The organism is Rhizobium sp. ZW T2_16, assembly GCF_044987325.1.
Taxonomy (GTDB): Bacteria; Pseudomonadota; Alphaproteobacteria; order Rhizobiales; family Rhizobiaceae; genus Neorhizobium; species Neorhizobium cellulosilyticum.
This window is the reverse complement of record NZ_JBJDRG010000006.1, coordinates 134,962-148,049: the sequence shown is the minus strand read 5'-3', so window position 1 is coordinate 148,049 and position 13,088 is coordinate 134,962. Positions and strand designations below refer to the sequence as shown.

The following is a 13,088-nucleotide window of genomic DNA, read 5'->3' as shown; positions in this document are numbered from 1 at the left end:
TCATCAATACCCGTGGCGCTGTTACACCCGTTCCAGCGCCACGGCGATTCCCTGCCCGACACCGACGCACATGGTTGCAAGCGCATAACGCCCCTGACGTCTGGCAAGCTCAAGCGCCGCAGTTCCTGAAATCCTTGCTCCCGACATGCCGAGCGGATGGCCGAGCGCAATAGCACCCCCATTCGGATTGATATGCCCGGCATCTTCCGCAAGCCCAAGCTCGCGCAGCACCGCAATGCCCTGTGAGGCAAAGGCCTCGTTCAACTCGATCACGTCGAAATCCTCCGGTGAAAGCTTCAACATTACGCAGAGCTTCTGCGTTGCCGGAACCGGCCCTATGCCCATGACACGCGGCGCGGCGCCCGAGGCGGCTCCGCCCATGATACGGGCAATCGGGGTCAGGCCATATTTCTTCGCTGCAGCTTCCGAGGCAATAATCATTGCCGCCGCGCCATCGTTGACGCCCGAAGCATTGCCTGCCGTCACGGTCCCTCCGTCCTGTTTGAACGGAGTTGCCAGTTTGGCCAGCGCCTCGATCGTGGTTGCCCGCGGATGTTCATCTTTCGAAACAATCACAGCATCGCCCTTGCGCTGCGGAATGACGACCGGCGTGATCTCCTCGGCAAGGCGGCCATTCTCCTGCGCGGCTGCAGCTTTCGACTGACTGCGAAGCGCAAACGCATCCTGATCCTCGCGGGAAACGCCATAGTCTTCCGCAACATTCTCGGCCGTCTCCGGCATGGAATCGATGCCGTATTGCCTTTTCATCAACGGGTTGACGAACCGCCAGCCGATCGTTGTGTCGTGGATTTCGGCATTGCGGGAAAAGGCGCTCTCGGCCTTGGGCAGAACGAACGGCGCGCGGCTCATGCTCTCGACGCCGCCTGCTATCATCAATTCCGCCTCTCCCGCCTTGATCGCACGGGCAGCGGCGATGACCGCATCCATGCCCGAACCGCAAAGCCGGTTCATCGTCGTGCCTGGGACGACAGCCGGCAGGCCTGCGAGCAGCGAAGCCATGCGGGCGACATTGCGATTGTCCTCACCTGCCTGATTGGCGCAGCCATAGATCACGTCATCGACGGCATTCCAGTCCACTGCAGCATTGCGCTCGATCAACGCCCTGATCGGGATGGCCGCCAGATCGTCGGTACGCACCGAAGCAAGTGTCCCGCCGAAACGCCCGATCGGAGTGCGGATATAATCGCAGATGAAGGCGTCAAGCATAGCGCAGCTCCCATGATGCAGAAGTCGCAGCCAACACCAACAATCGAGAAATTACAAGCTTCAAATAAATTGCCTGCTGGCGGCTCGCGCAATCCATGAGGACTCGGGGCCTGACAGCGCACGGGTTCTAGCCACCCGCTGATAATGAATTAATTATCTTTCCGACCTAAGTATCGGGACGGTAATCCTTTAGCCCTTTCAGCAGGGCTCCGTACACACGGCGTGTCGGCTGCTCATGCAGCATGGGGCATTGTCGATCGCGACAATACAAGGGACAAAAATGACTGGTGCAACTGATCTGCGAGGCATTTTTTCGCGACCCGTCTTCTGGCTTTTCGCGGCTTTTGTCCCACTGATACTGCTCCTCATCTTGCCAATCGCTGCACCTATCGGTCCGATGTACTGGGATACCTATCTTTATCTCGATGCCGCACAACGGATCTGGATGGGCCAGGTCCCGAGCGTCGACTTCTCGACCCCGGTCGGCCCGCTCCCCTACTATCTCTTCGCCGGTGGATTGAAGCTGTTTGCGAATGCGCAGCCGCTGCTTCTGGCTCAATGGTGCATATTGCCGGTGGCGGCGCCGCTTCTCGCACTGGTACTTGCCAGGCTTTCCAGCCGTAACGTGGCTCAAGCTTTCGCGCTGCTTGTTCCCTTCCTCGTCTTTGCCACCTTCCCGTCGAATGTGGCCGCCTATCATCCGCTTCCGACGCTGGACGGTTTCGGCATCTACAACCGCCACGGCGTCATCTTTCTCTATGTGCTGACCAGCGGCCTTGTTTTCCTGAAAGACGGTCGCCGCATGGCGGTCTTGATCGCCGCAGCCATGCTGGCCTTGTTTCTGACCAAGGTGACGGGTTTTCTGGTTGGCGGGCTTTTCTGCCTCCTGGCGCTTTTGGCCGGCCGCATCTCGCTGCGTTATTGCATTCTGGCCGTCCTGCTCTTTCTGATCCCGCTTGGCATCGCCGAACTCATGAGCGGTTTCGTATCTGCCTATATACGCGATATCATCGAGCTTGCCGGGATGAATGAGGATTCCCTGCTCCCCCGGTTCCTGACCGTCGCATCGCTGAAGCTTGACGTACTTCTTCCGGCGGGACTTCTGGCGCTGCTGTTGATATGGCTGGACTGGACCCGCGCCGACAAAACGATCCGCTTCTTCGATCATAATTTCTGGTGGCTTTCGGTCGTCATCGCAGGCGGCTCAATCTATGAGACGCAGAATACCGGCAGCCAGGAATTCATCTTCATATGGCCGGTCCTGCTGATGATCTTCGAACGCATCAGGCTGCTCGAGCAGGGACCGAAGATGGCTTTCCTTGCGCTGGCCGCGTTCTGTGTCATCCCCACGTTCACCAAGGTGGCGCACAAGACGCTGCGCGCCGTGGTCGTTGCGCCGACCTATGAACGGCTGCACCTGCCGGATGTGAAAAACATGGCGCAGGTCTCCCAGCGGCGGGAGATCATCGATCGGGCCGAATATCTGGAACCTCATTACGAGAACTTTGCCTCGGCCTACGCGGATCTCTCCGCCCACGGGCAGTTGCCGAGCTGGCAATATTATTCCGAACTCGACTTCCAGCTCTACTGGATCATTTCGGCCAACAGCCTGGTGAAATCCCTCAAGGCCTTCGAGGAGAAGAACAATATCCGGCTGGGAAGCCTGATGAACCTAGACTTCACCAACCCTTTCCCCTGGCTTCTGGATCGCGATGCGACCAGAAACATCCAGATCGGCGCAGATCCCCACCGCACCGTTCCGCCACTGACGGATAAGGCCATCCAGTCGATCCGGCAAACGGCAGCGGTTCTGCGCCCGAAATGCCCGCTGACGACCGGGCGCCGCATGCTTTTCGACCATTACGAAGAAGCCCTGAAAGACCGGCATGTCGTCGAAATTCATCCCTGCTGGGATCTCCTGCTCCGCCCCGATATCGTGGCTGTAAAACGGTAAAGGCCGGGCGCAAGCCCGGCCTTCCGTGTTCCCTGTATGAACAGCCTTACTTCACCTGGGCGGCGACGAAATCCTTGACGATGCGCACGATGCCGCGCGACATGACCTCGTCGAGCGCCGTGATGAAATCGTCCACATGGCTCTTCTCGCAGATGAGCGGCGGTTCCAGACGGATGACATTGCGGTTGTATTCAGTAAACGCCACCAGCACACCGTGATCGCGCAGCAGATGGCTTCCGATAAAGCCCGGCAGCGAGCCCTTCAGCTTGTCGTCCAGCATGGCAACGACCGGACGCAGCACCAGCGGCATGGTTTTCGACAGGTCGTGGAACTCGATACCGATCATCATGCCCTGGCCGCGCACCTCTTTCAGAAGCGACGGGTAACGGACCTGAAGCTCCTTCAGGCGGGAAAGTAGATAATCGCCGGTGTTCGCCGAATTGTCGATCAGGTGCTCGTCATAAAGCACGTTCATCGCCTCGATGGAGGTGACGCAGGCTTCACCGATACCGCCGAAGGTTGCCATGGCATGGATCATCGCCGTCTTCGGCGTGCCGTAGGCCTTCATGTAGACATCGCGCTTGGCAATCATCGCACCCATGGCGGACTTGCCGCCACCGAGTGATTTGGCGAGCGCAGTCACGTCCGGCACGACGCCATGGTGCTCGAACGCATAGAACTTTCCTGTGCGGCCGAAACCACACTGCACTTCATCGGCAACCCAGAGCACGCCATACTTGTCGCAAAGCTCGCGCAGACGCTGCCAGAAGGCCGTTTCGGCCTGAATGATGCCGCCGCCGCCCTGCACCGTTTCCAGCACGATCACGCCGATTTCCGGATCCGATCTGAAGGCGTTTTCGATCGCGTCGATATCGCCGAACGGCACCTTCACCGTATTGTCGACCAGCTTGAATTCGCCGCGATAAAGCGAGCCGTCGGTGATCGACAAAACGCCCTTGGTCTTTCCGTGGAAGGAATTTTCCGCATAGACTATCTTCGGACGCTTCGGGCCGGCGGCGCGCTCTGCCACCTTGATCGCCGCCTCCATCGCTTCGGAACCGGAGGAGCCGAGGAACACCATGTCCAGCTCGCCCGGCGAGCAGGCGGCAAGATTATGCGCCAGCGCGGTTGCATATTGCGACATGAAGGCAATGGCGATTTCCTGGCGGTTCTCGTCCTGGAATTTCCGCCGCGCATCGAGGATGCGGGGATGGTTGTGACCCAGCGCCAGTGAGCCGAAACCACCGAAGAAATCGAGAATCTTGCGACCGTTCTGGTCGTAATAATACATGCCCTCGGCGCGCTCGATCTTCACCTTGTGAAAGCCGAGAAGCTTCATGAAATGAAGCTGGCCGGGGTTGAGATGGCGGGTGAAGAGATCGGTCATCTTCGCCACGTCGAGCGCCTTGGCCTCCTCGACCGACAGAAGCGCAGGCTTGGCGACCGGTTCGCGAGCAGGATTGGCGGAAATGTCGATCATCACTTCGTCATCGTGGTTGTTGAGGCTGATTGCATTGGCCATCGTAATTTCCTCTCAAGCTGCCTTGGCGTGGGCGACATTGTCCTGCGAACCGCCGGCAAGTCCCCTGCGATATTCGGAATAGGCGGCGATCAGCATGTCCTCGTCGCGATATTGCGGCACCCAGCCGAGCTCGCGCTCGCCCTTGGATACGTCGAGAACGCACATCTCGTCGGCGATCAGATACTGTTCCGGATCCATGATCGGCATGTTGATCAGGTCGAACAGATCAAGTGTCCGCTTCACCGCCCAGGCGGGCGTGGGCAAAAGGATCGACTTCGAACCGGCATGCTTGACGAGATCGCCCAGCAGTTTCCTTACCGGCGGCGGATTGAGCGAACCGAGATTGTAGACCTCGTTCGGCACGCCGGCGGTAAAGGCCGCATGGGCCGCAGAAGCGCAGTCGAAGACCGAAATGAACTGGTAAGGGTTCTTGCCCGAACCGATCATCGGCACCGGCAGATTGTTGTCGATCAGCTTGAACAGCTTGGAGAGGATACCGAGCCGACCGGGACCGATGATCAGGCGCGGGCGGAACAGCGAGATGTTCATCCCGCGCTTGCGCCATTCGACCGCCAGTTCTTCGGTCTTCAGCTTGGAAAGCCCGTATTCACCGAGCGGCGCGACCGGGTGCTCTTCCGTCTGCGGCCAAACAAAGGTGTGGCCGTAGACCATGTCGGTGGTGAAATGGACGAGCGATTTCGCACCCGCCTGGTCCATCGCCTTGATGATGTTCTCGGTGCCATAATAGTTGACCGGGAAGAAGAAATCATGCCGCTTGGCGCGCACCTGCAGGGGCGACAGCATTTTTGCGGAAAGATTGTAGACCATGTCGTCGGCCTTGATGCCGACCCGGGCGATCGAGGCCGGATCGGTCACGTCGACGTTTTCGAAGCGGATCTCTCGATAATGCGGCAGATCGCTCTTGGCGATGTCGGCGACGATGACCTCGTGGCCTGCGGCCTGCAGCCTCGGCGCGAGATGACGCCCTACGAAACCGTCACCGCCGAAAATGATATGTCTCATGGTTTAAATCCCCGTCGTTCTGTCGGTTCTAAATTGGGTTGGTCAGGAATTGGCGCGTTCGATGGATGCCGTCTGGTCCGGTACTTCCCTGTGCCCGCTCTGCGCGATCAGCACCGTGCCAACGCAGATGAAGGCGATGCCGGCGATCTTCATCGCGCCAAGTTCTTCCTTGAACAGCAGCCATGCCAGAACCGCGACAGCGACATACGCGAGGCTGAGGAAGGGATAGGCGAAGGATAGATCAACCTTGGAGAGCACATAGAGATGCGACGCCATCGAGATGACGAAGGTGGCAAGACCAAAAAAGACCCACGGATTGAAGACGATCTGGAAGATCCGCTGGATCATCGTGTCCGCCGAAAAGCTGATCGGGCCGAGCGACAGCATGCCCTGTTTCAAAAGCAGTTGCGCAGCCGCATTGGTCATCACAGTGAAGAGGATGAACGGGATATATTTCATGGGCGTCCTCGTGGGTGATCCGTGGCAAGCGCCGTGCGGCGCCAGAAATCCGAGCAGAAGCTTTCGTCCCGAAGCTTTTCCAGTTGCAGCCATTCTGGAAAACCGGCCTTGAACACCTCGGCGCTCATGCGGCTGTCCTTGTAGGGATTGACCCGCCCGCCGGCCTCAAGCGTCATCCGGTCGAGAAGTGTCAGCAACTCAAGTGTCCGCGCGCCATGATTGGGAAAATCCATCGTCAGCGTGTAGCCGGGGCGCGGAAACGACATGAAGCCCGGTGAGGGCACATCGCCGAAACGCTTCAAGACGGTGAGGAAGGACGAAAATCCGGCCTTGCGGCTTGCCTCAAGCATCGCCGGAATGACCGTGCGCCCGGCCTCAAACGGAATGACGCTCTGGTGCTGGTAGAGACCACTCGGCCCATAAAGCCGGTTCCAGTCTCCAACACCGTCGAGCGGATAGAAGAACTTGCCGTAACCGGCCAGATGCGGGGCAGACTTGAGCCTGTTGACGGTAAAATAAGCCGTGTTGAACAGTCCGAGGCTTACTCTGTTGAGTGCCGAGAAAGGCAGCTCGAACGGAACGCTGACCTTCGCCTTCACACCTTCGGTGCGAAAATTGCCATTGTCGGCATGGTTGCCGGTAATCAGCACGCCACGGCCGGCCGATGTGCCGGATGCCAGCTGATCCAGCCAGGCGACGGAATATTCGTTTTCCTCGTCGGCATCTGCCGCGAGATCGAAATAGCCGTCGAGGCTGGAAAAGGCGGTGATCTTTTCGTTGATGTCGAGCGAGCCGACCTTCATCAGCTTCAGCCGTGCAGACAGGATAAGACCCGTTAGACCAAGCCCGCCGATCGTTGCCGAAAACAGGTCAGTATTTTCTGCGGCGCTGCATTGATAGGTATGACCGTCGGAACGCAGCAGTCGAAAACTTTCCACATGGCAACCGAACGTACCGCGACGGTGATGGTTCTTGCCGTGAACGTCATTGGCGATCGAACCGCCGAGCGTGACGAAACGGGTGCCCGGCGTCACCGGCAGGAAAAATCCGTGAGGAGCGATATGGGCAATGAGCTCTTCCAGCGAAATGCCCGCTTCCGCTTCGACCACGCCTGCCTCGGCATCAAGATTGAGTACCGACTTCTGTTGCCGCATCGGCACAAGCGAGCCGGCGTCGTTATGGCAGCTGTCGCCGTAGGACTTGCCGTTTCCAAACGCCAAAAGGTTGGACCTTCCGGCTGCGCCGCCGCGCAAGAGGCCAACCGCCTGTTCAAAGGCAATTGCCTGCCGGGAATGGCGATTGATACGGCCGAAACTGTCGAGGCTTGCCTGCATCACAACACACTTGCCGCGATGAAGAGTACGGCACCGGCCGCAATGATCAATTGGCTGCGCCAATCGGTTGCGATGAAGACGACCGGATCGTCGTCCAGCTCCTTGCGGTGGGCAAGGATCCAGATGCGGATGTTGATATAGAGCACCATCGGCACCAACGGCCAGATAACCCAGGGTTCGCTATAGAGCGCTCGGATGTCCGGGGACTGGATATAGAGGGCGAGAACCAGCGCAGCAGCGAATGCCGACGCCACGCCGCTCTGTGCAACGATGTGAATGTCTTCCGGACGATAACCGCGACCGGCGATACGGTCTCCCACATCGACCGTCGTGTAGCGTAGCTCGACATAGCGTTTGACCAGAGCCAGCGACAGGAAGAAGAACAGGCCGAAAGCGATCAGCCAGAAGGAAAGCGGCAGGTCGGTCGCCGCCTTGCCACCGAGTATCCGCAGGGCGTAGAGCCCTGCAAGGCAAAGCACGTCGATCAGCAACATCCGCTTCAAGGCCAGCGAATAGGCGGTCGTCACCACCAGATAGAGAACGATGACTGCCGCGAACTGCAATGGCAGCAGCGAGCAGATGGCAGCCGTCGCGACCAGCAGCAGCGCGGAAACCGTAAGGCCATAGGGAATGGAGATCGCACCGCTTGCGAAAGGCCGGTTGCGCTTCGTCGGATGCTGCCTATCAAGCGGAAGGTCGAGGATGTCGTTGATGATGTAGATGGCGGAGGCCGAAAAGGAAAATGCCACCATGGCCAGCGTTGTCGCAATGAAGGTCTGCGGCTCGACGACGGTGTGCGCAAGAACCGGAGAGGCAAAAACGAGAAAGTTCTTCAGCCACTGATGCACCCGCAGCATTTTGATATAGGTCTTGATACCAACGTACTTGGCATCGAAACGCATGGAGGCATGGGCTCTCTGATACCGGTCCGCTGCAGCATCGGGAGCAACGACGATTGCATTTCTCGCGCTCTCGAATACCGCGATATCTGCACGATCGTTTCCGGCATAATCGAAACCTTGCGATCCATAGAGTTTCGACAGCAACGCAGCTTTGTTATGCGCAGCAAGGTTGGTCGTTTCGTCCGTGTGATAGACAGCACTGAACAGGCCGAGATGAGCCGCAACGGCTTTGGCAAAAGGCTCCGCAGCTGCGGTGACCAGGATAAGTTCGCGCCCTCGCACCCGCTCTGCGCGCAAATAGGAAACGAAATCTTCGCGGTAGGGCAAATGGCTGGCATCAAGCGTCACGCGACGCGCGATTTCGGTCTTGAGACATGCCTTGCCCGAAAGCAGCCAGATCGGCAGGAGAAACAGGTATAGGGGGTTTGCTCTTAAAAGCTGGAAAACGCTTTCCCACAACAAATCTGTCGAAATCAGCGTTCCGTCCAGATCAACCGCCAAAGGTATGTCAACGATGTTCTGTAGACGCACATTCATTGTCAAAATGGTCCCTTTGCCGATAGTAGGAACGTCACCGCAACAGGGATGAAATAGCTTTGCGCCTCGTTGAGGCAGGCAGCTTTCCGTTGGCACATGACATCCGCCACAACCAAACATTGCGCTGCAGCTGACCGGGAAAATATGCCGCAACCAAGAATCAGCAGTTAATAACATGCAGCCTTGCTTCGCTTTGGAGCGCGTTTTCTCAGTCAATTCCGATTAGGGTTTAGAATTCACTGGAAGGCGTTGCTAATGAAGCGTTACCTCGTTTCCGACAATTGTTCGGAAAAACGCTATTACATTATCGGCCTTGCGTAACTTTGGCTCGTTTTACAACAACCGGGCCAATCACGGACAGAATTGTCGTAGGTTGAAGCATGGTTTACGATTCCCGCGATCCAGCTTGAACGCGGCTTTGTATTGACCTAGGCGCGACTGACAAAGCGCCCGATCACGTCCATCAATGGCTTGGCCTTGTAATCGCGGTCCAGCGGAAGGGGACGGTTCGGGCTTCCGTCATCGCGTGTAAACCACATAGGCACCCAGGTATAGCGATCGGTAATACCCCAGGTCAGGATCGCGGTTGGCCGGTTTGCATCAAGAATTGCCTGGAGAAGATCGCTGGCACGGCCGGCGATAACCTCGTCGCGCTGTTTTTCATCAGCAGGCAGGAGATTGTCGATAACATCGAGTTCCGTGACCAGCACATCGACATCCATCGCCTTGAGTTCGGCCACGAAGGAGGAAACGCCTTCCTTGTCGATCTCGTATTGCCCTTTCAGATGCCCCTGGAAACCGACGGCGTGGATCGGCGCGTCGCGATCACGAAGATCGCGAACAACGCGCAAAAGTGCATTCCGCCGGTTCGTGAACTGCTCACCGACACATTCGATATCGTACTCGTTGATCACGAGCTGAACCTTCGGATCGGCTTCCTGAGCCCGGCGAAACGCGGTTTCGATATATCCCTTACCCATGTTTTCCAGCCAAAGATTGGGCCGCAGATAATCGGAACCACGCGGGTCCTCGGCGATCGCCTCATTGATGACGTCCCAGCTGGGAATCCGCCCCTTATATTGTCCGACAACGGTTCGAACATGTTTGCTCAGCGCTTTTTCGGCAGCCTTTCCGCCGCGAATGGAGGACGTCCATTCGGGCATCGCTGCATACCAGATCAGCGTGTGCCCACGCATCTTCAAGCCATTCTGGTCGGCAAAGGCGAGGAGCTTGTCACCTTCATAAAAATCGAACCGATCCTCTGAAGGCCTCACTGCCTCCCATTTCAGCCCGCCTTCAGGCACCACAAGCTGGCAATGATCCACGAGCGCGGTTCGGTACGCGAAGTCGTCCACGAGAGCATCGCCACGCACCGCCGAACCGTAGGCTATCCTGGGCGGTGGCGAAGCATGGGCGACAGGCGCCTGAAGTGCCGTATGTGCCGCAACAGCAAGACTTGCCTGAACGAAATCCCGTCTGCGCATGGACTTTCTCGCCTTGATCGGAGGGTAAGCCGCCATAGCGCGGCCACCGGCACGTCATGGGAAGCTAGCTGCCAGGCGTTATGATAATATTACCTTGCCCGACGAAGGTTCTTCACGGCCGGTTAACGTATATCGGTCTCCTGTTGAGATGAACCATGATGTCTCGCAGCACGACAGGACCCGTCATTTTGCGGCAAGCAGGAGCAATTTCACAAGGGAGAGCGTTGCCGGCCATGAATGCCGGCCGCGCGACATGGAGCGCTGGCTCCGTGATCCTGCTTTTGCTCCTTTGCTATTTCTGGATCGGCCTCACGCCATTTGCCCATTCGGATGGCAAGGGCGGCCTGCCTTCCACCGGCAACCTCCTGAACCAGATGGTGATCATAGTCCTGTTCACCATGGCGATTGCAAACCTGTGGCGCAATCCGGGCCGGAGCGCGCTCTTCAGCCCGCATGCGCTGCTGGTCTTGATACTTCTCTGGTTCTGCTTCGTCTCGCTATTGTCCTTCGATCCCGCAACGGCGTTTCGAAGGATCGTTTACGCGTTGCTCGTCTGCGGCTGCGCGAATGCAGCTTTACTGCTGCCGCGTGACAGCCGTGACTTTGCAAGAGTGCTTGCCACCGGCACGGTGGTGATCCTGCTGCTCAATTATTTCGCCGTGATAGCGATGCCCACCGTCGGCATCCACGGATCGAACGAAGTTGAAGCGGCCCTGGCCGGAGATTGGCGCGGAATTTTCGGCCACAAGAACGCAGCAGCGGCCGGCATGGTCTATCTGGTTCTGTTTGGTCTTTACCTGCGCAAAGCCTCATATCCGCGGCTAGGATCGATTATTGCGATCCTGGCCGTTATTTTTCTTCTTTTCGCCGGAGGAAAGACATCGACTGCGATGCTTCCCGCAGTTCTTTTGCTGAGCTGGTTATTCGAGCATTGCAGACCGCTGCGTGCTTTGCTCACGATCGGCCTCGTCATCGCGATGAACGTCATCCTCATCGGGCTTTCAAGCTCGCCCGCGACAAGTTCCATACTGGCAAGCGTCGGAATCGACGCGACCTTCACGGGTAGAAGCTCGATCTGGGCTTTCGCTCTTGCCCGCATCTCCGACGCCCCGATCATGGGTTATGGCTTCCAGTTGCTGTGGGGAAGCGAATTCCTGCGCGACATCACAACCGAATCCTGGGCCTTTCTCGCTGCCCATTCCCATAACTCATTCCTTGAAACACTTCTGAATGGCGGCTTTCCGGCTCTCATCCTGATGATCCTCTGGCTTCTCATCCTGCCGCTCAGGGATGCGGGGGAGGCCTTTGCCACGCAGAACGATGTGGGCCTGACGCGCCTTTTCCTGCGCATCTGGATCTTTTCGATCCTTCTGGCAGGCCTCGAAAATCTCTTCTTCGTCAACAACGGCCCTTTGTGGTTCACGATGCTCATCGCCGTGTTCGGACTGAGATTGCAGGCCGGCGCAAGCCTCCAGTCCCGGCAGTGATGTGGGCCGCACCCGTTAGCGCCACGTGATATTAACTGAAAGCCCAACATACATTTGTATTCGCTGATTTCCTTTCGTATTGAACCATCTGGTGATCAGCCTACGGACGCCCTCACAAGCGCGACAACGCCCCGGAGACAAAAGCGTGCAGGACGAAAGCAAAGCTTCGGTAGAAGCCGTCATTTGCATTCCGACCTTTCGCCGGCCGGACGGCGTGGCACGCACGCTTCAATCGCTGCTGGCGCAAAAGGGCGACCTGAGTTTCGCAATCGTCGTTATCGAAAATGACGCCGAAAAACCTTTAGGCGCCGCGGCTGCGCGCGAAACGCTCGACAGTTCCGACATCCCGTCTGCCGTCGTGATTGAATCCCGCCAGGGCAATTGCCATGCGATCAACCGCGCATTCGCAGAAGCACGCGAGCGCTTCCCCGCCGCCGATTACTTCCTGATGATCGATGATGACGAGATCGCAAGTCCCGACTGGCTGGCACATATGGTGTCGACGGCTCGCACGACCGGCGCCAGGATCGTTGGTGGCCCGGTCATCCGGCAATTCGACATACCGGTACCGCAATCCGTCAGCCAGCATCCCCTTTACGGCTTCATCGACGGGCCGAGCCGACAGGTACCGGCCATCCATGGCACAGGCAATTGCCTTATCCACCGCGAGGTTTTCGCACGGATGGAGCCGAACCTGTTCGACGTCGCATTCAACTTCCTCGGCGGCGGCGACATGGAATTCTTCGCCCGCTGCCGCGCCGCTGACTTCACTTTCTGGTGGTGTGAGGAAGCGGTCATTCACGAGACCGTCGCAGCCGAACGGACGACCCCCAAATGGCTGATGCGCCGTTCCATCCGCACCGGAAGCATCAACTACGTTATTGACGGCAAGCAGATGGCGAAACCTGCCGTTACCGCCAGGCTTCAGGCCAAGAATTTCATTTCGCTTGGCCTCAGCATTTTCAAGGCGATGGGGCTTCTGATCCGGACAAGGCGCCTTCTTCCTGCCAGCCATCCGGTGCTGATGTCGATCGGACGGATCACAGCAAGCTTCGGCTTCCTCCCGGTACCCTACAAGGCCAGTGAAATAAAGGCCGTCGAACGGCACCCGAACCTGAAGGCCGGCAATCACATCGCTGAAAACTGATCTCCAGTTCAG

General features: G+C 57.9%; 10 protein-coding genes. 3 read left to right on the top strand and 7 right to left on the bottom strand.

The genetic code is table 11. The annotated features are described in order from the left end of the window. Nucleotides 1–21: 21 nt before the first annotated feature. Nucleotides 22–1,227, bottom strand: coding sequence for a 3-oxoadipyl-CoA thiolase (gene pcaF, locus ACI3K0_RS16865; protein WP_404945723.1), 1,206 nt, complete (start codon nucleotides 1,225–1,227; stop codon nucleotides 22–24). A gap of 280 nt (nucleotides 1,228–1,507) precedes the next feature. Here pcaF and ACI3K0_RS16860 point away from each other — a divergent pair, with 280 nt between their 5' ends. Next, nucleotides 1,508–3,181: a hypothetical protein gene (locus ACI3K0_RS16860; RefSeq protein WP_404945722.1), complete on the top strand. Its 1,674-nt coding sequence runs from the start codon at nucleotides 1,508–1,510 to the stop codon at nucleotides 3,179–3,181. Nucleotides 3,182–3,227: 46 nt separating this feature from the next. Here ACI3K0_RS16860 and ACI3K0_RS16855 read toward each other — a convergent pair whose 3' ends face one another. The 6 genes from ACI3K0_RS16855 to ACI3K0_RS16830 form a co-directional block, all read right to left on the bottom strand. Beyond that, nucleotides 3,228–4,661 (bottom strand): aspartate aminotransferase family protein, encoded by a 1,434-nt coding sequence (locus tag ACI3K0_RS16855; protein ID WP_404945837.1) that lies wholly within the window; start codon nucleotides 4,659–4,661, stop codon nucleotides 3,228–3,230. A 54-nt stretch (nucleotides 4,662–4,715) separates the two neighbouring features. Continuing rightward, nucleotides 4,716–5,726 carry an NAD-dependent epimerase/dehydratase family protein gene (locus tag ACI3K0_RS16850; protein WP_404945721.1) on the bottom strand — a complete coding sequence of 337 codons (1,011 nt, stop codon included), beginning with the start codon at nucleotides 5,724–5,726 and terminating at the stop codon, nucleotides 4,716–4,718. Between the two features lie 42 nt (nucleotides 5,727–5,768). Beyond that, on the bottom strand, nucleotides 5,769–6,185 hold the full coding sequence (locus ACI3K0_RS16845; RefSeq protein WP_148145152.1) for an EamA family transporter: 417 nt from the start codon (nucleotides 6,183–6,185) through the stop codon (nucleotides 5,769–5,771). Beyond that, nucleotides 6,182–7,519 carry an FAD-binding oxidoreductase gene (locus tag ACI3K0_RS16840; protein ID WP_183820841.1) on the bottom strand — a complete coding sequence of 446 codons (1,338 nt, stop codon included), beginning with the start codon at nucleotides 7,517–7,519 and terminating at the stop codon, nucleotides 6,182–6,184. The genes ACI3K0_RS16845 and ACI3K0_RS16840 overlap by 4 nt, the downstream gene beginning before the upstream one ends. After that, on the bottom strand, nucleotides 7,519–8,958 hold the full coding sequence (locus ACI3K0_RS16835) for a UbiA family prenyltransferase (protein ID WP_404945720.1): 1,440 nt from the start codon (nucleotides 8,956–8,958) through the stop codon (nucleotides 7,519–7,521). The genes ACI3K0_RS16840 and ACI3K0_RS16835 overlap by 1 nt, the downstream gene beginning before the upstream one ends. Before the next feature lie 428 nt (nucleotides 8,959–9,386). After that, entirely contained in the window at nucleotides 9,387–10,442 is a 1,056-nt protein-coding gene (locus ACI3K0_RS16830; protein ID WP_206823690.1) for an endo-1,4-beta-xylanase, read from the bottom strand. A gap of 233 nt (nucleotides 10,443–10,675) precedes the next feature. Here ACI3K0_RS16830 and ACI3K0_RS16825 point away from each other — a divergent pair, with 233 nt between their 5' ends. Next, on the top strand, nucleotides 10,676–11,929 hold the full coding sequence (locus ACI3K0_RS16825; protein ID WP_183820838.1) for an O-antigen ligase: 1,254 nt from the start codon (nucleotides 10,676–10,678) through the stop codon (nucleotides 11,927–11,929). Nucleotides 11,930–12,074: 145 nt separating this feature from the next. Beyond that, nucleotides 12,075–13,076 carry a glycosyltransferase family 2 protein gene (locus tag ACI3K0_RS16820; RefSeq protein ID WP_183820837.1) on the top strand — a complete coding sequence of 334 codons (1,002 nt, stop codon included), beginning with the start codon at nucleotides 12,075–12,077 and terminating at the stop codon, nucleotides 13,074–13,076. Nucleotides 13,077–13,088: the final 12 nt, after the last annotated feature.

Bases quoted from the DNA above. Each gene is read 5' to 3' on its own strand.
- ACI3K0_RS16850 (WP_404945721.1), bottom strand. From the start codon at position 5,726: ATGAGACATATCATTTTCGGCGGTGACGGTTTCGTAGGGCGTCATCTC.
- ACI3K0_RS16825 (WP_183820838.1), top strand. From the start codon at position 10,676: ATGAATGCCGGCCGCGCGACATGGAGCGCTGGCTCCGTGATCCTGCTT.
- ACI3K0_RS16840 (WP_183820841.1), bottom strand. From the start codon at position 7,519: ATGCAGGCAAGCCTCGACAGTTTCGGCCGTATCAATCGCCATTCCCGG.
- pcaF (WP_404945723.1), bottom strand. From the start codon at position 1,227: ATGCTTGACGCCTTCATCTGCGATTATATCCGCACTCCGATCGGGCGT.
- ACI3K0_RS16860 (WP_404945722.1), top strand. From the start codon at position 1,508: ATGACTGGTGCAACTGATCTGCGAGGCATTTTTTCGCGACCCGTCTTC.
- ACI3K0_RS16830 (WP_206823690.1), bottom strand. From the start codon at position 10,442: ATGCGCAGACGGGATTTCGTTCAGGCAAGTCTTGCTGTTGCGGCACAT.
- ACI3K0_RS16855 (WP_404945837.1), bottom strand. From the start codon at position 4,661: ATGATCGACATTTCCGCCAATCCTGCTCGCGAACCGGTCGCCAAGCCT.
- ACI3K0_RS16845 (WP_148145152.1), bottom strand. From the start codon at position 6,185: ATGAAATATATCCCGTTCATCCTCTTCACTGTGATGACCAATGCGGCT.
- ACI3K0_RS16835 (WP_404945720.1), bottom strand. From the start codon at position 8,958: ATGAATGTGCGTCTACAGAACATCGTTGACATACCTTTGGCGGTTGAT.